The organism is Pseudomonas sp. TTU2014-080ASC, assembly GCF_001446935.1.
Classification (GTDB): Bacteria; Pseudomonadota; Gammaproteobacteria; order Pseudomonadales; family Pseudomonadaceae; genus Aquipseudomonas.
The window spans coordinates 80,500-101,412 of the sequence record NZ_LKKK01000013.1 but is presented as its reverse complement, the minus strand read 5'-3'; the positions used below and the strand labels follow the sequence as shown (position 1 = coordinate 101,412).

20 protein-coding genes are annotated in these 20,913 nt (G+C 54.7%); 14 read left to right on the top strand and 6 right to left on the bottom strand.

Going from position 1 to position 20,913, the window contains the following annotated elements; translation table 11 throughout:
• The first annotated feature begins 111 nt into the window (after positions 1-111).
• The 7 genes from AO726_RS17010 to AO726_RS16980 all read left to right on the top strand — a co-directional run bounded on the left by AO726_RS17010 (position 112) and on the right by AO726_RS16980 (position 5,264).
• A complete protein-coding gene (locus AO726_RS17010; protein ID WP_058069302.1) occupies positions 112-597 on the top strand; it encodes an LEA type 2 family protein in 486 nt (161 codons plus the stop codon).
• An 84-nt stretch (positions 598-681) separates the two neighbouring features.
• On the top strand, positions 682-1,023 hold the full coding sequence (locus tag AO726_RS17005) for a zinc ribbon domain-containing protein YjdM (protein ID WP_058069301.1): 342 nt from the start codon (positions 682-684) through the stop codon (positions 1,021-1,023).
• A gap of 306 nt (positions 1,024-1,329) precedes the next feature.
• Positions 1,330-1,812 (top strand): molybdopterin-dependent oxidoreductase, encoded by a 483-nt coding sequence (locus tag AO726_RS17000; protein WP_058069300.1) that lies wholly within the window; start codon positions 1,330-1,332, stop codon positions 1,810-1,812.
• The gene (locus AO726_RS16995; protein WP_082629174.1) at positions 1,793-3,385 is read left to right on the top strand and encodes a GGDEF domain-containing protein; all 1,593 of its coding nucleotides are present in this window, start codon (positions 1,793-1,795) and stop codon (positions 3,383-3,385) included. The genes AO726_RS17000 and AO726_RS16995 overlap by 20 nt, the downstream gene beginning before the upstream one ends.
• Positions 3,386-3,390: 5 nt before the next feature.
• The gene (locus AO726_RS16990; RefSeq protein ID WP_058069298.1) at positions 3,391-3,753 is read left to right on the top strand and encodes a response regulator transcription factor; all 363 of its coding nucleotides are present in this window, start codon (positions 3,391-3,393) and stop codon (positions 3,751-3,753) included.
• Between the two features lies 1 nt (position 3,754).
• The gene (locus AO726_RS16985) at positions 3,755-4,357 is read left to right on the top strand and encodes a chemotaxis protein CheC (RefSeq protein WP_058069297.1); all 603 of its coding nucleotides are present in this window, start codon (positions 3,755-3,757) and stop codon (positions 4,355-4,357) included.
• 184 nt (positions 4,358-4,541) lie between these two features.
• Positions 4,542-5,264 carry a substrate-binding periplasmic protein gene (locus AO726_RS16980; protein ID WP_058069296.1) on the top strand — a complete coding sequence of 241 codons (723 nt, stop codon included), beginning with the start codon at positions 4,542-4,544 and terminating at the stop codon, positions 5,262-5,264.
• Between the two features lie 17 nt (positions 5,265-5,281).
• Here AO726_RS16980 and AO726_RS16975 read toward each other — a convergent pair whose 3' ends face one another.
• Positions 5,282-6,046 (bottom strand): hypothetical protein, encoded by a 765-nt coding sequence (locus tag AO726_RS16975; RefSeq protein ID WP_446737432.1) that lies wholly within the window; start codon positions 6,044-6,046, stop codon positions 5,282-5,284.
• A gap of 306 nt (positions 6,047-6,352) precedes the next feature.
• Here AO726_RS16975 and AO726_RS16970 point away from each other — a divergent pair, with 306 nt between their 5' ends.
• Positions 6,353-7,063 (top strand): endonuclease, encoded by a 711-nt coding sequence (locus AO726_RS16970; protein WP_058069295.1) that lies wholly within the window; start codon positions 6,353-6,355, stop codon positions 7,061-7,063.
• A gap of 104 nt (positions 7,064-7,167) precedes the next feature.
• On the opposite strand, the gene gabP is transcribed toward AO726_RS16970, so the two are convergent.
• Positions 7,168-8,595, bottom strand: a complete 1,428-nt coding sequence (gene gabP, locus AO726_RS16965; protein WP_058069294.1) for a GABA permease — start codon at positions 8,593-8,595, stop codon at positions 7,168-7,170.
• A gap of 358 nt (positions 8,596-8,953) precedes the next feature.
• Between gabP and AO726_RS16960 the strand changes: the two genes are divergently transcribed.
• From AO726_RS16960 to AO726_RS16945, 4 genes are all read left to right on the top strand, one after another.
• Complete coding sequence (locus AO726_RS16960; protein ID WP_058069293.1) at positions 8,954-9,487, top strand: hypothetical protein; 534 nt, start codon at positions 8,954-8,956, stop codon at positions 9,485-9,487.
• A 634-nt stretch (positions 9,488-10,121) separates the two neighbouring features.
• Positions 10,122-10,943: an NYN domain-containing protein gene (locus AO726_RS16955; protein WP_058069292.1), complete on the top strand. Its 822-nt coding sequence runs from the start codon at positions 10,122-10,124 to the stop codon at positions 10,941-10,943.
• Positions 10,944-10,996: 53 nt separating this feature from the next.
• Entirely contained in the window at positions 10,997-12,301 is a 1,305-nt protein-coding gene (locus AO726_RS16950; protein ID WP_058069291.1) for an ATP-binding protein, read from the top strand.
• Entirely contained in the window at positions 12,291-13,193 is a 903-nt protein-coding gene (locus AO726_RS16945) for a DUF4435 domain-containing protein (protein ID WP_058069290.1), read from the top strand. The genes AO726_RS16950 and AO726_RS16945 overlap by 11 nt, the downstream gene beginning before the upstream one ends.
• A gap of 58 nt (positions 13,194-13,251) precedes the next feature.
• Here AO726_RS16945 and AO726_RS16940 read toward each other — a convergent pair whose 3' ends face one another.
• The 4 genes from AO726_RS16940 to AO726_RS16925 form a co-directional block, all read right to left on the bottom strand.
• Positions 13,252-14,034: a gamma-glutamyl-gamma-aminobutyrate hydrolase family protein gene (locus AO726_RS16940; RefSeq protein ID WP_058069289.1), complete on the bottom strand. Its 783-nt coding sequence runs from the start codon at positions 14,032-14,034 to the stop codon at positions 13,252-13,254.
• Positions 14,035-14,423: 389 nt separating this feature from the next.
• Positions 14,424-15,920, bottom strand: coding sequence for a CoA-acylating methylmalonate-semialdehyde dehydrogenase (locus tag AO726_RS16935; RefSeq protein WP_058069288.1), 1,497 nt, complete (start codon positions 15,918-15,920; stop codon positions 14,424-14,426).
• Between the two features lie 55 nt (positions 15,921-15,975).
• Complete coding sequence (locus AO726_RS16930; RefSeq protein ID WP_058069287.1) at positions 15,976-16,263, bottom strand: cupin domain-containing protein; 288 nt, start codon at positions 16,261-16,263, stop codon at positions 15,976-15,978.
• Entirely contained in the window at positions 16,263-17,609 is a 1,347-nt protein-coding gene (locus tag AO726_RS16925; protein ID WP_058069286.1) for an aspartate aminotransferase family protein, read from the bottom strand. Before AO726_RS16925 ends, AO726_RS16930 begins: the two co-directional genes overlap by 1 nt.
• 121 nt (positions 17,610-17,730) lie before the next feature.
• Here AO726_RS16925 and AO726_RS16920 point away from each other — a divergent pair, with 121 nt between their 5' ends.
• Together AO726_RS16920 and AO726_RS16915 are read left to right on the top strand one after the other, a co-directional pair.
• Positions 17,731-18,651 (top strand): LysR family transcriptional regulator, encoded by a 921-nt coding sequence (locus AO726_RS16920; protein ID WP_058069285.1) that lies wholly within the window; start codon positions 17,731-17,733, stop codon positions 18,649-18,651.
• A 161-nt stretch (positions 18,652-18,812) separates the two neighbouring features.
• Positions 18,813-20,813, top strand: a complete 2,001-nt coding sequence (locus AO726_RS16915; protein ID WP_058069284.1) for a methyl-accepting chemotaxis protein — start codon at positions 18,813-18,815, stop codon at positions 20,811-20,813.
• The last annotated feature ends 100 nt before the right edge of the window (positions 20,814-20,913 follow it).

Genomic DNA, 20,913 nt, shown 5'->3' with positions numbered 1-20,913 from the left:
AGCGAATCAGACACCAACACACGCGCTCACACACTCAGCTTGGGCTAAGGCAACATTGGCAACCTCGTGCTGTCTTCTATGCTGACTGAACGCTAAAAACGGAACCTGACTATGCCTTTTCTGCTCCCCCGTTCGTTGCTCCGCCTGTGCCTGTTAACGCTGCTGGGCCTGCTCAGTGCCTGTAGCACGCTGATGCCCAGCGATCCGCCACGTGTCCAGCTGGTTAATGTGGAGCCACTGCCCGGCGAAGGGCTGGAAATGCGTTTTGCCGTGACGTTGCGGGTGCAAAACCCGAATGACCGCGCCATCAGCTTCAACGGCCTGGCGCTGGATTTGAAAGTGAACAACCAGCCGCTGCTAAGCGGCGTCACTGATCAGAGTGGCGAAGTGCCCCGCTATGGCGAAACCCTGGTGCGAATCCCGCTGACCCTCTCGGCCTATTCCGCATTGCGCCAAGCCTGGGCAGTGAGTAACAACCCGACCCTGCAAAAAGGCCTGCCTTATGAACTCAGCGGCAAGCTTAGCGGCGGCCTGCTTGGCAGTGTCAGATTCAAGGAAAAGGGGCAGCTGGACTGGCCGCAAACCCCGGCCCGCTAAGGCTTGGCCCCGGTTGCGGGCCAAACCGGGCAAAACCTTATACAATATGCGGCCTTTTTCACCGGAATAACCAAGGACTAAACAGTGAGCACTTTGCCGCCTTGCCCCAAATGCAACTCCGAATACACCTATGAAGACGGCACCCAGCTGATCTGCCCGGAGTGCGCACACGAGTGGTCGGCCACTGAAAGCGCCGATGCTGGCGACGACGTCAAAGTCATCAAAGACTCCGTAGGCAACGTTCTGCAGGATGGCGACACCATCACTGTGATCAAAGACCTCAAGGTCAAAGGCTCTTCGCTGGTGGTCAAAGTCGGCACCAAGGTCAAAGGCATCCGACTGGTTGACGGTGACCACGACATCGACTGCAAGATCGATGGCATCGGCGCCATGAAGCTCAAGTCCGAGTTCGTGCGTAAAGTCTGACGCCCCGCACAGCAACGCTCAAAGCCCCGGTTTGCCGGGGCTTTTTTATGCCCACAAGAAAACTAACCCCTCAAATCGATGCTGTTAAAAAAAAACATCAATACGCGTGCTCTCAAACTGGACTAGCGGTCATACATATCTGCGCTAACCTTCAAGTAGCCTCACTTGGAACGGCATCACCAAAACGGAATTATCGTGCTTCAAAGAACAACAAAAGCCGACACACCTGTACCTACAGCGCAACGATATGAGGCCGCATTATTCATGAGACCCGGATACCTGGCTCGCGCGTTGAGCGCAGCCCTAATGGTTGTCGCTCTCTGCCCGGCCAACGCCACTGAGAGCCCAGCCCCTGCTATGCGTAGCAAAAGCCTGCTCAGCCTCAACTGGCAGGATGCACAAACCCAACACCACAGCCTCAAGCTTGACCTCAGCCAACTGGATGCCCTGCCCCAACGCGAGCTCATCCAGGAGCTCCCAACACCGCTGGGTATACCCGGCGAGCACCATTGGCAGGGCATCAGCCTGCGCGAGTTACTCAAACTCAGTGGCCGTCAGAGCACCTCTCTGCGCCTGATGGCTCTGAATGGCTACTTCGCGCAGATCCCAATGACCGACATTGAGCGCTTCGACCCGCTACTGGCCTACCGACGCGACGGCCAGAACCTGACAATCCGCGACAAAGGACCGTTCATTCTGATTTATCCGTTTGATCAATCCCGCGAGCTGAACCAGCAGATCTACATAAACCGGTCAGTCTGGCAGATCCATGAAATCCACATTGAATAAGTACTCGCCGCTGCGCAAGCTCAGGAACTGGCTGCGCGGAAGCTGGCTGACCGAGGGGCTGGTGGTAGCGGTCATCCTGATGATCATCTTCACCCTGGTAGCCCTGCGTATTGCCCAGTTGGAAATGCACGCGCTGTCACATCCGCACCAGAGCACCGACCGCTGGAAGATCACCAACATCGCCCTTGAGGTGCATAACCTCGACCACTTGGCGCTCAGCAGCGTGAGGAACAAGAACCCTGAAACCTACGAGGCACTGGCTGTACGCCTGGAAGTACTGGCCAGCCTGTTGATGGAGGAAGACTCCGACAAAGACTCCGCGAGTAGCCTGTTGCACAGCCTGCCTGAATCCAAACACATCCTGGAAAAACTCAGGATGCAGATTGATCAGTGGAGCTACCAACTGGCCAACACGGCTGATCCTCAACAGACGGCCCTGGACATCTCGGAAAATGTCGGCCTCCTTGTGCATGGACTCCGCAACGCGGTGCTGGCCGTGCACATCGCCAGCTCCATCGAGCAGGACAAAATTCGCGTCAACCAACACGACCGCCTGGCCACGCTCAACTGGATCCTGGCTGCCCTGCTGATCGGTATCGCCATACTGGTGATGAAGCTGATCCTTGACCGGCAGGCCGCTAAGCGCATGTCCAAACACCTGGAGCTGGTCAACAAACGCCTCGAATCCAGAGTCGAGCGACGCACCCGGCAGTTGGCTGAAAGCAAAGAATTGCTGCGCTTTATTCTGGATGCCAGCCCCAGCGAAGCCGCGCTGGTCGGTGCCGACACAGGCGAGGTGATGTTTATCAACAAAACCCTGCTCGACCGCATGGGTCGCCACACACCACCGGACACCCTGTTCCTGAAAACGCTACTGGTGGATCGCGCCGTGGGTGAGCAGTTTCTCGATGAGCTGGATCTCTATGGCCGCGTCGACAACCTGGAAGCGCAGATCATGCCGGACAACCCCTACTGGAGCTCCCTGTCCGCGAAACTGGTGGAAATTGAAGGCAAGCTGGCTCACCTGCTGTGGGCCTTTGATGTCAGCGAACACCGCAAGCTAATGAGCCTGCTTGAAGCGCAAGCCAACACCGATGCCATGACTCAGCTTTACAACCGCAGGGCGTTCTACCGCGCGGGCGAGAAAATCATCGACAGTTGCAAGCGCTACAACCACTCCTGCTGCCTGCTGATGCTGGACATCGACCACTTCAAACACATCAATGACACCTACGGTCACGCCGCCGGTGATTTGGCCATCTGCATGCTCAGCGATATTCTCCGCACCAACCTGCGCGACGCCGACATCATTGGCCGCATGGGTGGCGAAGAGTTTGCCGTACTGCTGCCCCACACCGATATGCAGCAAGCCCTGGACAGCGCCGAACGGCTGCGTCTGGCCGTCGCCCAAACCACCATCAGCAGTGAAACCGAGACCTTCGGCATGACGCTGTCCATCGGCACCGCTGTGTTTGATCCGCTTACAACCGAGACCCTCGAACTGCTACTGATCAAAGCTGACAAAGCCCTGTACAGGGCCAAGCAGGCTGGTCGTAACCGCGTGGAGAGCTGAGTTTCATGACTAAAAATGTGCTGATTGTCGACGACAGTATGGTGTCGCGCATGATGACTAAAAGCATCATTGCCAACCTGCATCCCAACTGGACCATTTATGAGGCCAGCAACGGCGAAGGGGCGATTGAGAGCTGCCGCCAACACGCCATAGACCTCATCACCATGGACCTGAACATGCCTGGCATCAGCGGCCTGGACGCCGCCACGCAGATTTTGCAGGAACACCCTGGGATCAAAATCGTTATGCTCACGGCCAACATTCAGTCCGCCATCCAGAACAAGATTCAGGAGCAAGGCTTGAGCTTCATGGCCAAACCCATCACCGCTGACAAGGGGCCTGCGCTTCTGCGCGCGCTGGGGCACTGAGATGCATAAGCTTTCGACCCTTCAGACCGACGTGCTATGCGAGATGTTTAACATCGGCATCGGCCATGCTGCGGCCGTAATGAGTGAAATGCTGCAGGACGAAGTGCTGCTCAATGTCCCGGAAGTGCACTTTGTGACAGTCAGTGAAGTCACAGACCATCTCGGGCGGCGCAGCAAATCCATGTATTGCATCCGCCAGCCCTTCAACGGCCGCTTCTCCGGCAACGCCCTGCTGATCTTCCCGGAAGACAAAAGCCTGGACATCATCAAAGGCATCATCGGCGAAATTCCACCGGGCACCGAGCTCGGGCAGTTTCAGCGCGATGCCCTGATGGAGGTCGGCAACGTCGTGCTCAACGCCTGCCTGGCCTCGCTCTCAGAAATCACCAACACGCCGTTCGAGTGCAGCATTGCCTCGGTGGATGCCGGAGATACGCGAAAAGTCCTCGGTTCGCGGGTGCAAAACCACGTGGTACTGCTGATTCACATCAGCTTTCAACTGAAGAAACAGGATATTGAAGGCTTTGTCGTGTTTGTCATGAACTCCACGTCCTACGAAGACATGATCGCCGCTGTTGACCGCTTTATTGAGCGTCTGGGATAAGTTCCACAGCCAAGCGCACGCCGCAAATCAGCCCAACCGGCGCAAAAACTGCGGTCATATATTCGCCCCGCCAGACAGCCATTGTATTGCTATTACACCTAACACCAAGGTGTGATAAAACCTGTTCAAAAATACTCAACACGTAACACGTCCCACTTCCCCATTCTCCATTCCATGGTGTTGTATGCGTAGTGCAGTGTGGTATCTGCTGCTGTTGATGTCCTTCGGAATTTCTGCCGAAGAGTGGAAAGTGCTGGGGGATGAACAGTTCGCTCCTTACAGTTTTATGTCACCAGACAACCTGCAACCGCAAGGCCACGACGTCGAGCTGGTAAAAGCCGTTCTCAACGAAGCTCAAGTCACCTATAAGCTGCACCTCTACCCTTGGGAGCGGCTCAAAAATCTGCTCAACAACGGCAAAGCCACCGCCGCCTTCCCCTTCGCCGACACCCCAGAGCGCCGCAAGCAATACGAACTTGTCGGCCCCATCCGCTATGGCCGCACCGTCTTCGTTGCAGCCCGGCATGTCGAGCTGCCAGACTGGAAAACCTTCGCCGATCTGACGCCCTACACCATCGGCCAAGTCCGGGGTTACACCTACCAGGCCGACTACGACAAAGCCGAACTCTCCCGCAACACCCACGCCAACACCCCGCAACAACTGGTTTCAATGCTGCTGGCAGGACGCATCGACATGATCGTCGGGGATCAATCCCAACTGTTGTACTGGCTAAAACAGAAGAAGGCACAGGATCAGGTCCGCGTGCTGCCCAAACCACTGGTGGTCATGCCACGCTTTGTTGCCTTCCACAAAGGGGACTACCAACGCGCACAAGTGTTTTCAGCCGCCCTGGAACGGCTGCGTAAAACAGGAATGCTTGAACGGTTTTATCAGAGCCTGGACTGAGGCGTCTGACAGGTCACCTACTGCACCGGCAGCAGGTTCATAAACAACAGGCTTTGCGCGTAGTTCACGCCCAGACGGCGATAGCGCTCATCCAATACATCGGTGAGCAGATCAAGTCGCGCGACGATCTTGCCGAACTCCACCGCATAACTGAGGTTGCGCCCATCAGCGGAGATTTCGTTAGACAGCAGCCAGGGCTTGCCTTCGGCATCTGTGCGCTGCGCCAGCATCCAACCAGCGATTTCAATGTTACGCGCAGCGTTGTGGACAAACTCCGGGTTGATCGTATCGCTCATGTAGTACTCAGTGCGCCCGCCGTGAGCCGTAATCAACATACTCGCCAACGAATAAATAAAGGCACCGACACGATCCCCCTGATACTCAGCACTCAGGGCATAACTCAACGCCGCGATATCCTTGCGCCCGCCCAACTGCGGCAGCGGCTGATCGCTTTCAATAGCTCGGTGCACCGCCGCCTTAGCCGCCTCGGCATCTGGCAAGCCGGTCTTGCGCCATTCCCGCGGGTTACGCAGGTACAGCTTGTCCATCAGGCGATACAAGCTGTTGAGGTTGTTGCGCATACCGATGGTGGCCATACGGTCAGCGTGAGTCTGAAAGAACTCGCTGGGCTTGGCCGAAGCGCTGTTGGAGATGATGGTTTTATGATCCTGGCGGGTTGAGCAGCCGCTGGTAGCGAACAGGATCAGTGCCAGAAGCGGTAAAAAACAGCCGAACTGCGCCATCGCGGCCAGGCCCCAAGGCCCACCGTTGCGATCTTTCATCCGTTCCAATCGCTGCACAGTACTCATCAGTGGAGGTCATCCGCTGCGGTGTTGTGAGATAACGCTAGCAAAAACAAACCAACTTTGACCAATTTTTAACCAAAAAAGGTCAATAAATCCCAACGACTTACCGCCACCTGTTAAATCCCTTTAGTAATTGGCAGACAGCACTCGCGGCAAAAAGTTGAGTTTTTTTCCTGATCCAGGGGAAAAAACTGAAACAAACTCAATTTGATACAGCCTCACCGTCAATCAGTGACAGCAATCACAGTATGATGGCCGGCCGTTTTTGTTACAGATCGCTCAATGTCCTCTGCACTACTTTTCACCACGCTGTTCTTCGGCCAGGGCCTGCTGGCCAATCCCCCTGAAAACATGATCACTGCCAAACAAATTGCCCGGCAAATCTACGCAGCCCAGCCCACCACCTTTTATTGCGGTTGCCGCTTCAGAGGGAATCAGATCGACCTGGCCAGCTGCGGCTACCAACCCCGTAAACAACCAGAACGCGCCCGCCGCCTGGAATGGGAGCACGTGGTACCAGCCTGGGTGATCGGTCATCAGCGCCAATGCTGGAAAAACGGTGGCCGCAACAATTGCTCGCGCAATGACAAAACCTATCAGGCCGCCGAAGCCGATCTGCACAACCTGGTACCCAGCATTGGCGAAGTGAACAGCGACCGCTCCAACTTCGCCCTCGGCATGCTTAGCCAAAAGCCCAGCCAATACGGTGCCTGCAAGATGGTGGTGGATTTCTCCGCAAAAACCGCCATGCCGCCGGAGCACACTCGCGGAGCGGCGGCACGCATCTATTTATATATGTCCGATCACTACCGCCTGCGCCTGTCCAACCGCGACCGCCGCACGTACGAAGCGTGGAACCGCCAATACCCGGTAACTGAATGGGAGCGCTGGCGTAACCAGCAAGTCGGCTGCGTGATGGGCCATGGCAACCCGTATGTGGGTGAAGTGGATACCGTGCAATGCCTGCTGCAAAAGGTGTTAAGCGCGCGTTGATACCTTGACGCAATTCGCGGCTGAAACCGCTCCTACAGGATCACGCAATGCGCACTGTAGGGGCGGTTTCAGCCGTGAAATACCTCACGGATGCTCGACACAAACTATTGCGCTGTTACAGCCTCGAAACCCTCTTCGAGACGGCGCTTACGCCGCGCATTAAGCAGGCCGATGCAGACGATCAACACCGTCAGCAAGCCGGTCGCCATCACTTCATTCTGATGCGCAGGCATGGTCAGCATGATCCCCAGCGCCACCACGATGAAAATGATCACCGCCCAGGTCAGCCACGGGTACAGCCACATGCGGAACTCAATCGGCTTACCGCTGGCCAACAGTTGCTTACGCATACGCAGCTGAGCAATCGCGATCACCAAATACACCAACAGCGCCACCGCGCCGGAAGTCGCCAGCAGGAAAGAGAACACCTCGCCCGGCGCAAAGTAGTTGGCGATCGTAGTCAGAAAGCCCACCGCCGTACTGGCCAACACCGCCGCGCGCGGCACATGGGCTTCATTAGTGCGCTTGAGTACAGCAGGTGCGTCACCACGTTTTGCCAGCGAGAACACCATGCGAGAAGACGTGTAAATCGCCGAGTTCAGGCAGCTGGCAACCGCCACCAACACCACCAAATCCACAATCAGCTTGGCATGCGGAATGTTCAGCAACTCCAGTGCACGCTGGTAAGAACCGACCTGAGTCAGCATCGGATCGTTCCACGGCACGATGGAAATCACGATAAAGATCGACACCAGATAGAACAGCGCAATCCGCCAGATCACCGAGTTGGTCGCACGGGTGATCTGCTTGGCCGGGTCTTTCGACTCAGCCGCTGCAATGGTCACAATCTCCGTGCCCATAAAGCTGAACATGGTCGTTAGGAGTGCGCCGATTACAGCCGCGTAGCCATTAGGGAAGAACCCACCAAAGCTGGCCATGAGATTCGACAAACCGCTGACTTCACGGTCCGGCAGACCACCCGCCATCGCAAACGCGCCCAAGGCGATAAACGCAATGATCGCGATCACCTTGAGCAGCGCAAACCAAAATTCGAACTCACCGTAACGGGCCACGCTAAACAGATTGGTAACCGTCAGTAAAAAGGTCACAGCCAGGGCAAATATCCAGGTATCAATCGCCGGGAACCAGGCGTTGAGAATGGCCGCAGCGGCGATGGCTTCCAGCGGAATCACCAGCACCCAAAACCACCAGTACAACCAGCCGATGGTAAACCCGGCCCAGCGGCCGATGGAGCGATCTGCATAGGTTGAGAAGGAGCCGGTATCCGGCGAAGCCACCGCCATTTCGCCGAGCATGCGCATCACCAGCACCACCAGCGTGCCAGCGATCAGATACGCCAGCAGCACCGAAGGCCCCGCCGCCGCAATGGCATGCCCGGAGCCGACAAACAGACCGGCACCGATTACACCGGCGATAGAGAGCATGGTGACGTGGCGGGATTTAAGACCTGGAGCAAGAGAGGCATCGTTGCCTTTTTTAGGCAGCTCAGACGCGAGAACGACTTTCGACATTAAAACAACCCTTTGTTGTTATTGGGTATTCATGGCGCGCTTCGTGGGCGACACCATCAGGCAGCCGTGCAGGGATCCACGACGACTGGTCGGACGTGACCGATAGGTCATCCGACCGTGAGCGCTGTAAAAAATTTCAATCAAACGGTGAAAAAAACTTTCACTGCAAGTGACATACGCCAGACGGCTGATTGAGCAAAGGCTGCGTCAGCGCACCAACAAGACCTTCCGTTTTGTTCTGTTTTTCTGAACAGATATGCCATCATCTCGCCGCTACTGCACCGAACGAGCGCGGTCAGTCCGAATGTTCTGTGGCCGTACAGAACAGAATCTGAAAACACTCAATAAAGAGAACGCCATGAAGAAGTTGGCCGTAACCATTGGATCCCTGTTTGGTGTCTTCGCCAGTATTGTCGGCGTAGTCGCCATCTTTTTTCCCGATGCCCTGAACCTGCAAAAAAATAAAATCGACAGCTTCGAAGTGGAGATCAACACCCGCGCCGATGCCGATGCGTTGTACAAATTTCTGGAAGAACACCCAGGCAAACTCGTGCAACTGTCAGTCAACGTATGCAGCACCCGCGAACACAGCAACGCCCAACCGCGCCTGGAAAGGCTGAACTACGGATTGCGCGTCTACCACGATGACTGCGACCCGAGCGGCGAGTTCATGTGCACCAGCGACACCTATTACTTCGCCGACTATGAAGACGAAAAAGCACACGTCTGGGGCTGGGACAAATTCGGTGACTGCGCCAATGGCGAAGACTCCGGCGTCAATGGCGTAGGCGGCTACTTTATGGTGCCGGAAGGCGCTGGCTTTGGTCAGGGCAACCTGGAATGGATGCTCGACCCGGTCGACGCGAAAGAAATCGCCCTGAAGAACTACTGATCACGACGCATACGGTGGGTGGCCGAAGCCATCCGCCGTAGCCAACGCCAGCTAGCCCCCCCGCCCTACACGCCTACCGCAAATCCCCGCCATTTCACGGTTTAAGCCGTTCCCACACCGAACACGCGCCACTTGGTAGGAGCGGTTTCAGCCGCGAGTATCTACAAGTTCGGCACAACCCGCCGTCTCTACTCCGGCCTGATCAAGTCGCGTAATAGCCAGTTTGAACAGCAACAGCGCATGACCACCCTAGACAGCAGAGCCCTCTCCATCCGCAACCGCAAAACGGTGGCCTGACACCAAACCGTAGGGTGGATGAGCGAAGTCATCCACCATTGGCCAGTGCGAAAACTGCATAGACCAGAGTTGTATTCGCAAATTTGGTGGATGAAAAAACGCCAGCTACGCGCCCCGATCCACCCAACGCAGGCTCGCTCGTTGCCCAACCAGCGCTGTCTGCTCACAAAGCCTTTCTCCACAGAAAAACCGCATGCGCCACAGACCACGCCGTGAATTAAAGCCCGTTTAGGTTCAGGTAATCACAGCATCAATGGAGAACAATCGTACGAAAATATGATGGCATATCGCCCATTTTTCGCGATAAGGTCGGGGGACAAAAGCCAAGGGAAAATATATGGCAGTCAAAAGCGGTCTGAATAAACAACAAAAACACCTAGCCGTACTGATAGATGCCGACAACGCCTCCGCCGCGATTGTCGAAGGCCTGTTTGAAGAGATCGCCAAATACGGCGTCGCCAGCGTTAAACGCATCTACGGCGACTGGACCGGCCCGCAACTCGGCAGTTGGAAGAAAGTACTGCTGGAACACTCTATCCAGCCCATCCAGCAATTCGCCTACACCACCGGCAAAAATGCCACCGACAGCTCCATGATCATCGACGCCATGGACCTGCTCTACACCCACCGTTTTGAAGGCTTCTGCCTGGTCTCCAGCGACAGCGACTTTACCCGGTTGGCAGCGCGGATTCGGGAAGAAGGTTTAGAGGTGATCGGCGTGGGCGAACAGAAAACGCCCAAGCCGTTTATTAGTGCTTGCGACACCTTTATCTACAGCGAACTGCTGCGCAAAGAACAAATCAGCGAAGAGCCCGAAGTCACCAGTGTCCCCGCCAGCGAAGCGCCTGCAACAGAAACCGCCGCCGCAAAACCACCCAAAGCGCCCACTGCACTGATCGCCAAAGTCATCGACGACATCTCCGACGAAGACGGCTGGACCACATTGTCAGCTCTGGGCGTAAACATTCGAAAACTCAAACCCGACTTCGACGCCCGCCTCTACGGCTACGCCAAGCTCTCAGAGCTGATTAAAGCCCGCAACGGCCAGTTCGAAATGCAGCAACAAGGCGTAACCGCCACAGGCGGCCGAGTCCTCGCCGTCCGCAACCGCAAAAACGGAGGCTTTACCACCACCATCAAGACGGTATCTACGTACTGAATTTAGAAATCGAACCTCAAAACATCAATAAGTTTTAAACCAGAAATACAAAAATGAAAATACTCAAACTTAAAACAGTAAACCTTCACAACGGCATAAACCTCGATATAGATCTAAATGAAAATATAAATCTATTAGTAGGAATAAACGGATGCGGAAAAACTAGCTTACTAAACACAATAGACTGGCTACTAAAGCCTAATCTACAAAAATTAGCCACTGTCGACTATCGTGAAATATCGATAACCTTTACTACAAACAAAGAGCTCTACACCCTAAGATCCATTAAAGACACATCTAAAGTACAACTCTCGTTACACAACAGCAAATTTACCCCAACACCGTTAATCATTGACCTCATCCACACCCCGAGAAACTCAGACATTGAAGAGGCGGAAATCTATTATGGAAATTTATCTCCAGAAAAACATGAGTTCGACCTATGGAACTTTCTAAAATCTTTAAACACCCCAACAACGATCACACTAGACAGAACACTTACAGCAGAATCAGACGATGTTATATACTTTGAAAATGCGAAAAACAATAAGCAACGCACACTAAAAAAGAAAACCCCACTAAGCAGAATAAAAGAAGTAACCGCCTTAAAATATTCAGAATACCGTTCAGCACAAATAAAAAACGACGAAAAACTAAAACTAGATATTATAATGTCTGCCCTCCAAACACCAGACAAAATATTTGACTCACCACTAACACCGATGACACCGAAAGATATTAAGAACCTTGAAAACAAGGTAACCAGATATCTCTCAACCGCATTTAAAGCCGAAGAAATTGAACCAGTAGTCCAAACTTATTTCTCATCATCAAAGATGCTAGCAAAAAGAACAGACATAAGCACCAGCAAAGACAGCTACATTATTAACTTTCTAATATCACAATATCGTCAAATTGAAATATTAGCTAAAGCCTTCAATGACTACGAAACTGAAAACTCTAAAGCTTATAAAGCCATCCAAGACTACCTAAGCGCTGTAAACAGCTTCCTTAACGACAGTGGAAAACAGATAGATTTTGATGACAACTCTGGAAGACTAGTATTCAAGTTTATTCATGAAAATGAAAATAGATCCATAGACTACCTTTCTTCAGGTGAGAGACAGATACTTATATTATTCACCTTCATTGCCTTTGTAGCACAAAAGAATGGAATTTTTATCGTTGACGAACCAGAACTTTCACTTCATCCAAAGTGGCAATACGAATTCATGGAGTCACTGCTAAAAGTCTGCCCAAAAAACACTCAAATAATAATAGCCTCGCACTCACCAGATATCGTCGGAAAATATAAAAAATACTGCATCCCAGTTAGGGGGCAAAAAAATGCAAGCTGATGTTGACTTACAATACATCCCCGCCAGGGGGGTGGATGGCGCAGCAGCCCTAGACATATTCTATACTGATTTCAACGAGGTATTTTTCTACTTCGAAGACGAAGACCAAGAAAACCTTTACGACGAAATAATAAGAAAAATACTTCCTGACATTAAGATGGCAAGAGTCTTCCCTTTACAAGGAAAATCCTCTGTATTAAAACACGCCAGCGCAGAAGAAAATTCCGAAAGATCCTCCCAATCCATTTACGTATTAGACAAAGATTTCGACGATCTTCTTAACAAGAAGCACACAAAGAGCAATATTTTCTACTTAGACAGATACTGCATTGAAAACTATTTAATTGACGAACCAGCCATTGCAAAAGTAATAATTGAGACTTACCCGAAAGCAAAAATCAACGACATAGAAAGCTCAATAAACATTGACGAAATAATCAATAACCACAACCTAATACATCTATTCAAATTATTTTACTGCGTCCAAAAGCTTGAACTCGGCCTTAAAAATTGCAGTAAAAAGTGCGACCACTTTACTGAGACCAAAAAGCGCTGGATATTGGACAAAGGCAAGATCAATGAATACGAACAAGAAGTACTTAATAAAGCACTAGAATTAAAAAGACACCCAAAACTCACAGACATACAGAGTGACTTTCGACTAAAACTGCCCGACCAGTATTCTATACACGAACTGGTAAGTGGTAAGTTCTTACTCGGATTGGTTTTCAGCTACATAAAGTCTAAATACTCACTTGGCGCCATATCTCTTGACTCATTCACTTACAGAATCGCCAAGAACTGTGACCTCAGATCATTAACTCAATTAAGTATTAGCATACGGACATTCCTCAAACTCCAAACCGCAAATCAGACTTGGAGCGATTTATAATAAGGAATAGAAACGCCCGTCAAATTGGCGGGCGTTTTCATTCAGCTATCAAACCCGATCAAACCACTTCCGCAGCAACCTTCTTCTGCTTCTTCTTAGCCTGATACTCACTGCATGCATCATGAAACGCCTGCAGCAGCGCGTTGTAGTCGCTCTTATCCCAATAGCGATATTCCGGGTGCCATTGCACGCCGACGGCGAAGTTTTTCGCGCCGATTACGCTAACCGCTTCGATCTGGCCGTCCTCAGCAACGGCTTCGATTTGCAGGCCTTCACCCAGGCGGTCGATGCCTTGGCCGTGGAGGGAGTTGACCTTAACCACGCGTTCGCCGATCAGGTTATGCAGCACGCCGCCTTCGGTCAGGGTGACGTCGTGCATTGGGCCGTAGGCGACGTCGTCCGGTACGCCTTTGCGCTCGCGGTGGTCGAGGCGGCCGGGGACTTCGTGGACTTCGCGGTGCAGGGTGCCGCCGTGCAGGACGTTGAGTTCCTGTACGCCACGGCAGATGCCGATAAAGGGAATGCCGCGGTCAATGCAGGCGCGCATCAGGCGCAGCACGGTGGCGTCGCGGGGTTTGTCGGCAAGGCCGAGGCCGGGGTGGTCGTCGCCGTACCAGCTAGGATGCACGTTCGACAGGGAGCCGCCGAACATGATGCCATCAACATTGTCGAGCACGGTTTCCATGTCCAGATCATCGCCAAAGGCGGGAATCATCAGGGGAAACGCACCATAACCGGTCACTGCCTGTATGTACTTCTCGCCAACCAGGTGAAACCAACCGATATCACGGTCGGTCAGCTGCCAGCGACACAGGGGAAGGCCAATCATTGGTTTACTCATTTCAAGGGTGTCCTCTTCTAAGAACCGCTGCGGTGGCCGGTGGCCGCCCGGAGTCGGGTTCTGTTGATTGAAGTGGGCTGCCCTTGAGGGAGCGGTCTCAGCAGCGTGACGGGCACTCTGAGAGCCCGTTCCCGCAAGGGGCACAGAGGCGTTTAGCCTCTGCACCAGCGCCGCGCCCGCGCGGCTGTTTTTGTTATCGGTGTTGCAAAATCTACTGCAAAAAAAGGGCCGGTCTTGCGACCAGCCCTTTCATTAAATCGTGCGTACAAAGCGTTCCAGCGCAGCGAACGCGTTCGTACTCGTGCAGGCAGCCAGCAACCGGGCCGAGTGGCCCGATTGAGTATGGCAGTGCTGAGCCGAAGTGCGACGCTGCATTGGACGCATAGGCCTTAACCGTTGCTCGGGAAGGCGAACTGCGCAGCCTCGTGGCTGGCGCGCTGCGGCCAACGCTGAGTGACAGCTTTCTTCTTGGTGTAGAAGCGTACGCCGTCCGGGCCGTATGCGTGCAGGTCGCCGAACAGAGAGCGCTTCCAGCCGCCGAAGCTGTGGTAGCTGACCGGTACAGGCAGCGGTACGTTAACGCCGACCATGCCCACTTCGATTTCGTCTACGAAGAGGCGAGCCGCTTCACCGTCGCGGGTGAAGATGCAGGTGCCGTTGCCGTATTCGTGATCGTTGATCAGCTTCATCGCCTCTTCCAGGCTGCCGACGCGCACGATGCACAGTACCGGGCCGAAGATTTCATCGGTGTAGATGGTCATTTCCGGGGTGACTTTGTCGAACAGCGTGCCGCCGACGAAGAAGCCGTTTTCGTGACCTTCAACCACCAGGCTGCGGCCGTCTACAACCAGCTCAGCGCCCTGCTCTACACCAGCGTCGATGTAGCCTTTAACTTTGTCACGGGCAGCAGCGGTCACCAGCGGGCCCATGTCCAGACCGCAGGAAGTGCCAGCACCGATTTTCAGGGCTTTGATCTGCGGAACCAGTTTTTCTACCAGCGCGTCAGCGATCTGATCGCCTACGCAAACGGCTACGGAGATGGCCATGCAGCGCTCGCCGCAGGAACCGTACGCTGCGCCCATCAGTGCGCTGACGGCGTTGTTCAGGTCGGCATCCGGCATCAGTACGGCGTGGTTTTTCGCGCCGCCCAGAGCCTGTACGCGCTTACCGCGCTTGGTGCCTTCGCTGTAGATGTATTCAGCAATCGGGGTCGAACCTACGAAGCTCAGGGCTTTAACTTCCGGGGCTTCGATCAGCGCGTCTACCGCTTCTTTGTCGCCGTTGATCACGGTCATTACGCCCTTCGGCAGACCGGCTTCCAGCAGCAGTTGAGCGATAAACAGGGTGGAGCTTGGGTCACGCTCGGACGGCTTGAGGATGAAGCAGTTACCGCAAACGATGGCCAGCGGGTACATCCACAGTGGCACCATCGCCGGGAAGTTGAACGGGGTGATACCGGCAACAACGCCAACCGGCTGCAGGTCAGTCCAGGCGTCGATGTTCGGGCCGACGTTACGGCTGTAGTCGCCTTTGAGGATTTCCGGCGCGCCACAGGCGAACTCGACGTTCTCGATGCCGCGCTTCAGTTCACCAGCCGCATCTTCCAGAGTTTTACCGTGTTCTTCGCTGATCAGCTGGGAGATTTTCGCTTCGTTCTGCTCAAGCAGTTGCTTGAAACGGTACATGATTTGCGCGCGCTTAGCAGGCGGCGTGTTACGCCAAGCCGGGAAGGCAGCTTTGGCCACGTCGATGGCCTGCTGGATGGTGGCGCGGTCCGCCAGCGCGACTTTCTTAGTCACAGCACCGGTGGATGGGTTGTATACGTCAACGCTGCGGCCAGTACCCTGAACCACTTCGCCGTTAATCAAATGGCCAACAATGCTCATGCAAACCTCACTTACTTGTTCTTGAATCGGGCTGCGCACTGGCAGCCCGTGAAGATCACTTGATCTCGGTTTCGACAAAGACCACTTCATGGTCGGTGTCGTTAATTACGTTGTGGCATACCCCGGCTTTGCGGAAGTAAGCCTGGCCGGCCACCAGCGGAGCGCGCTTGTCGCCCTCCGGGGTTTCCAGCAGCAGGGTGCCGTTGGTCATCGGCACCACCACATAGTCATAACCGTGGCGGTGGTGGCCGGTTTCGGCCCCCGGTGCAAAGCGCCATTCGGTGACGATCACTTCATCGTTATCCACCTGAACGGTGGGTACTGCTTGTGGGCGCTGGCTCATTAGTCGAGCACCGACAGCACGTCACCTACAGCGTTGAACAGGGTGTCCAACTGCTCAGGGGTGGTGTTGAAGGTTGGGCCAAACTGCAGGGTGTCGCCGCCGAAGCGCACGTAGAAGCCTGCGTTCCACAGTTTGATACCAGCCTCGAACGGACGGATCACCGCGTCGCCGTCGCGGGCAGCAATCTGGATCGCACCGGCCAGGCCACAGTTACGGATGTCGACGACGTTCTTGGTGCCCTTCAGGGCGTGCAGCTTCTCTTCGAAAATCGGTGCCAGGGCAGCGGATTGTTCGATCAGGTTGTCTTTCTTCAGCAGGTCCAGGGTGGCAAGGCCAGCAGCCATGGCAACCGGGTGACCGGAGTAGGTGTAGCCGTGGCCAAACTCGACCATGTGCTCCGGCGTCGGCTGGTTCATAAAGGTGTTGAAGATTTCGCTGGTGGCGATCACTGCGCCCAGCGGAATCGCACCGTTGGTGACCTGCTTGGCGGTGTTCATGATGTCCGGGGTTACGCCGAAGTATTCAGCACCGGTCCACTTGCCCATACGGCCGTAAGCGGTGATCACTTCGTCAAAGATCAGCAGGATGTTGTTCTGGGTGCAGATTTCACGCAGACGCTGCAGATAGCCAACCGGCGGAACCAGTACACCGGCAGAACCGGACATTGGCTCGACGATGACGGCAGCAATGTTGGAAGCGTCGTGCAGCTCGATCAGTTTCAGCAGTTCGTTGGCCAGCTCAACACCACCGGTTTCCGCCATGCCTTTGGTGAAGGCCATGTTCGGTTGCAGTGTGTGTGGCAGGTGGTCAGCGTCCATCATCTGGCCGAACATTTTGCGGTTGCCGCCAATGCCGCCCAGGCTGGTACCGGCGATGTTCACGCCGTGGTAGCCACGGGCACGGCCGATAAATTTGGTTTTGCTCGGCTGACCTTTCAGACGCCAGTAAGCGCGGGCCATTTTCACCGAAGTATCAGCACACTCGGAACCGGAGCCAGTGTAGAACACGTGATCCAGGCCAGCAGGCATGATCTCAGCGATCTTCTCAGCCAGCTGGAAGGACAGCGGGTGGCCGTACTGGAAGCCCGGTGCGTAGTCCAGGGTGCTCAGTTGCTTGGCAACGGCTTGCTGGATTTCAGTGCGGTTGTGACCGGCACCGCAGGTCCACAGGCCAGACAGGCTGTCGAACACGCGACGGCCTTTGTCATCAATGAAGTAGTTGCCATCGGCCCCTACGATCATGCGCGGGTCACGCTTGAACTGGCGGTTGGCGGAGAACGGCATCCAGTGGGCGTCGAGGTTCAACTCGCTGGATACGGATGGCAAAGCGGTCTGCGGCATGTTCATGTGTGACCTCGCAAGGACAAACGGTGTTTTTGTAAGAGAAGCAGTTGCAGACAAAGGTGCCAGAGGCTTAGAGTCAGGAAAACATGACTCTTTATATCTTTAGTTAAGTGTTCACTAAACTATGAGCATTCGCCGCCCGGAACCTCTCGCCCAAGTCAGCGACTTTGATATTCGCCTGATCAAACTTTTTCGCACGGTCGTTGAGTGCGGCGGCTTCTCTGCAGCGGAAAGCGCGCTGGGCATTGGTCGCTCTGCGATCAGCCAGCAGATGAGCGATCTTGAGCAGCGACTGGGTTTGCGCCTGTGTCAGCGCGGGCGTGCCGGCTTCGCCCTAACCGAAGAAGGCCGCGAGGTCTATCAGAGTTCCATGCAGTTGCTGGCGGCGCTGGAGAGCTTCCGTACCGAGGTCAACGGCCTGCACCAGCATTTGCGCGGCGAGCTGAATATCGGCCTGACCGATAACCTGGTGACCATCCCGCACATGCTGATCACCAACGCCCTCTCCCGTCTTAAAGAGCGCGGCCCGGACGTACGCATCAATATCCGCATGACTACGCCCTCGGAAGTTGAGCAGGGCATTCTCGATGGTCGCCTGCATATCGGCGTGGTGCCGCAGGTGGGCGCGCTGTCCGGGCTGGAATATCAGAGCCTGTATGAAGAGCGCTCGTTGCTGTACTGCGCCGTTGGACATCCGCTGTTCTATGTGGATGATCAGCAGCTGGAGGACGAGCGCCTGAACGCGCAGGAGGCAATTGCGCCAACCTTCCGCCTGCCGCCTGATGCACTGAGCCACTACCAGATGCTCAACTGCACGGCGAGCGCCTCTGACCGCGAGGGCGTAGCATTTTTGCTATTAACCGGGCGTTACATCGGCTACTTGCCAGATCACTACGCCAAAGCCTGGGTGCAGGAAGGCCGTCTGCGCGCACTCAAGCCCGATACCCGCTTCTACGACATCAGCCTTGGCGCTGTAACGCGCAAAGGTCGCCGCGCCCATCTGGTTCTCGAAAGCTTCCTCAACGAGCTGGCTGCCAGCAGCTGACTCGCTCCCGCCTCGTCAATTTTTTTACCGCCAGTTTAATGGCGGCAAGGATTTTGCTATCAAATCGCCATAGGCTAAGGCACCCTAAATAGAGCGCCCGGCCCAAAGGTGCTTGCTACGAAAGTAACTCGCTAACGAACCAGACAATAAAGAGAGTAACGATGTCCTTCTTCACACCGGTTCTGGCACTGATGAACCGTGCACGTTACGCGCATAAATTCATGCTGATTTTTGCCGTTTTCATGCTGCCTTACTGCGGCTTGTCCATTAGCAAACTAGCGGACGTGAATGCGCTGCTTGAGCAGTCACGTCTTGAGATGCAAGGGCTTGAAGCGATCGAGAAGTACCTGCCGGTTTACCGCCAGGCCCTTGAACTCGGCGGCCTGCACGTAGTCAGCTATGCGCGCAACAAAGATGACGTAAAAACCATGCTCACGGCCCAGAGCGAAGCCTTCACCCGCCAGGCACAGGAGCTCAACGCGCAGCTGACTAACCCACTGTTCAAAGACCTGCTGAGCCCGACAGCAGACCCTGGCCAGGACATCGACAAGAAGAAGCTCGGCAATCAGGGCCTCAGCACACAGATGATCGTGCATAGCCGCTACCTGCACGCTCTGACAGGCAACCTGAGTGAAATCACCTCTGCCAGCAAACTCAGTCAGGACAGCGACCCGCGCATCTACCGCAACATCAACCTGCTGCTGACCCAACTGCTGCCAATGTACGAGGTGATGAACAACACCCGCACCTACTCCGGTTATCTGGCGGCTTATGGTTATCTCGAATCCACCACACGCCCGACCATCGTCAACCACCTTTCAGCGTTGGAGCTGCACAGCGACAAGTCAGGTATTAAGGGCAATGAACAAGCCATTGCGCTGATGGCAGAAGCCGCGAAACAAGCAGCTGAAGCCTACAAGCGCGACATTATTGATGTGTACACCAAAAGCGGTTTCTTCGATCTGGAATGGCAGGACCGCTGGAAAACCCGCTATGACGACGCTTTAGCGCAAGTGGAGCTACTCGAGCAGGCTAAAAACATTCTGCTCAGCGAAACCGCCGATCTGCTTCAGGCGCGTATCGACGAGAATGTCCGCTCACTGGCGCTGTGGGCCACACTGCTGGGGCTGGTCGTGATGCTCCTGATCTACCTGTTTGTCGGTTTCTACCTGTCGGTGCGTCAGGCAATCCGCGACATTACCGGAGCAACCCGACGCATGGCCGAAGGTGATTTGCAGAACCGTCTGCACACTCAGGCTCGAGACGAACTGGGTGATCTGGCCCAGGACTTCAACGAGATGCAAAGCCGTGTCAGCCAGCTGATCCGCGAAGTGGCCGTTTTCTCCGACTCCACCCGCAGCAAGGCGCAGAATGTCAGCGACATTTCTTCCGCCAGCCAGGACAGCATTCAGCGCCAGGCCCGTGAACTGGAACTGATTGCCACGTCCATGAGCGAGCTGGTCAGCAACGTGCAGGAAGTCAGCCGTAACTCGCATGTAACAGCAGAAAAAGCCAACCTGGCCGGTGACAAATGCCGTGAAGGCCGCACTCAGGTTGAGCATGCGGTTAACCGCATTAATAAGCTGTTTACCGAGATGGAAGATTCCATTAATGCGATTACCTCGGTTGAGCGTGAAAGCCAGGAAATCGCCAAGGCCGTTGACCTGATCAAAAGCGTGGCAGAGCAGACCAATCTGCTGGCCCTCAACGCTGCGATTGAAGCAGCACGCGCAGGCGAGCAAGGCCGCGGCTTTGCGGTTGTGGCAGACGAAGTCCGCAGTCTGGCGATCCGCTCGCATCAACTAACCGGTGAGATTGATCAGACCATCGACCGTCTGCGCGTGCAGGTCAGCAACGCGGTGAAAACCATTCGCGGCAGCCACCAGAGTGCAGCACAGAGCGTTGAGCAGATTGATCTGACGGCCAGCATCTTTGAGCAGATCACCGGCAGCATGGATCAGATCATCGACCACAACATCCAGATTGCTTCCGCTGCAGAGCAGCAGGCTACGGTTGTTCAGGGCGTTGAACAAAACACGCTGGAGATTAAAAACCTCAGCGAAGGCACTGCGGAGGAAGCGCAGAGCACCGTGAGTATCAGCGATGAACTGGCCGGCATGACCCGCGACCTGCATAAACTGATCGCCACATTCAAAGTGTGATCTTTGTGCAGCGCCAGCCCGCTGGCGCTGCACCACTTTGGCGCTGCGCGCACCACAAAGTCGCAAAAAATAAGATTAAAAGCGCCGCGTATTTTCATGC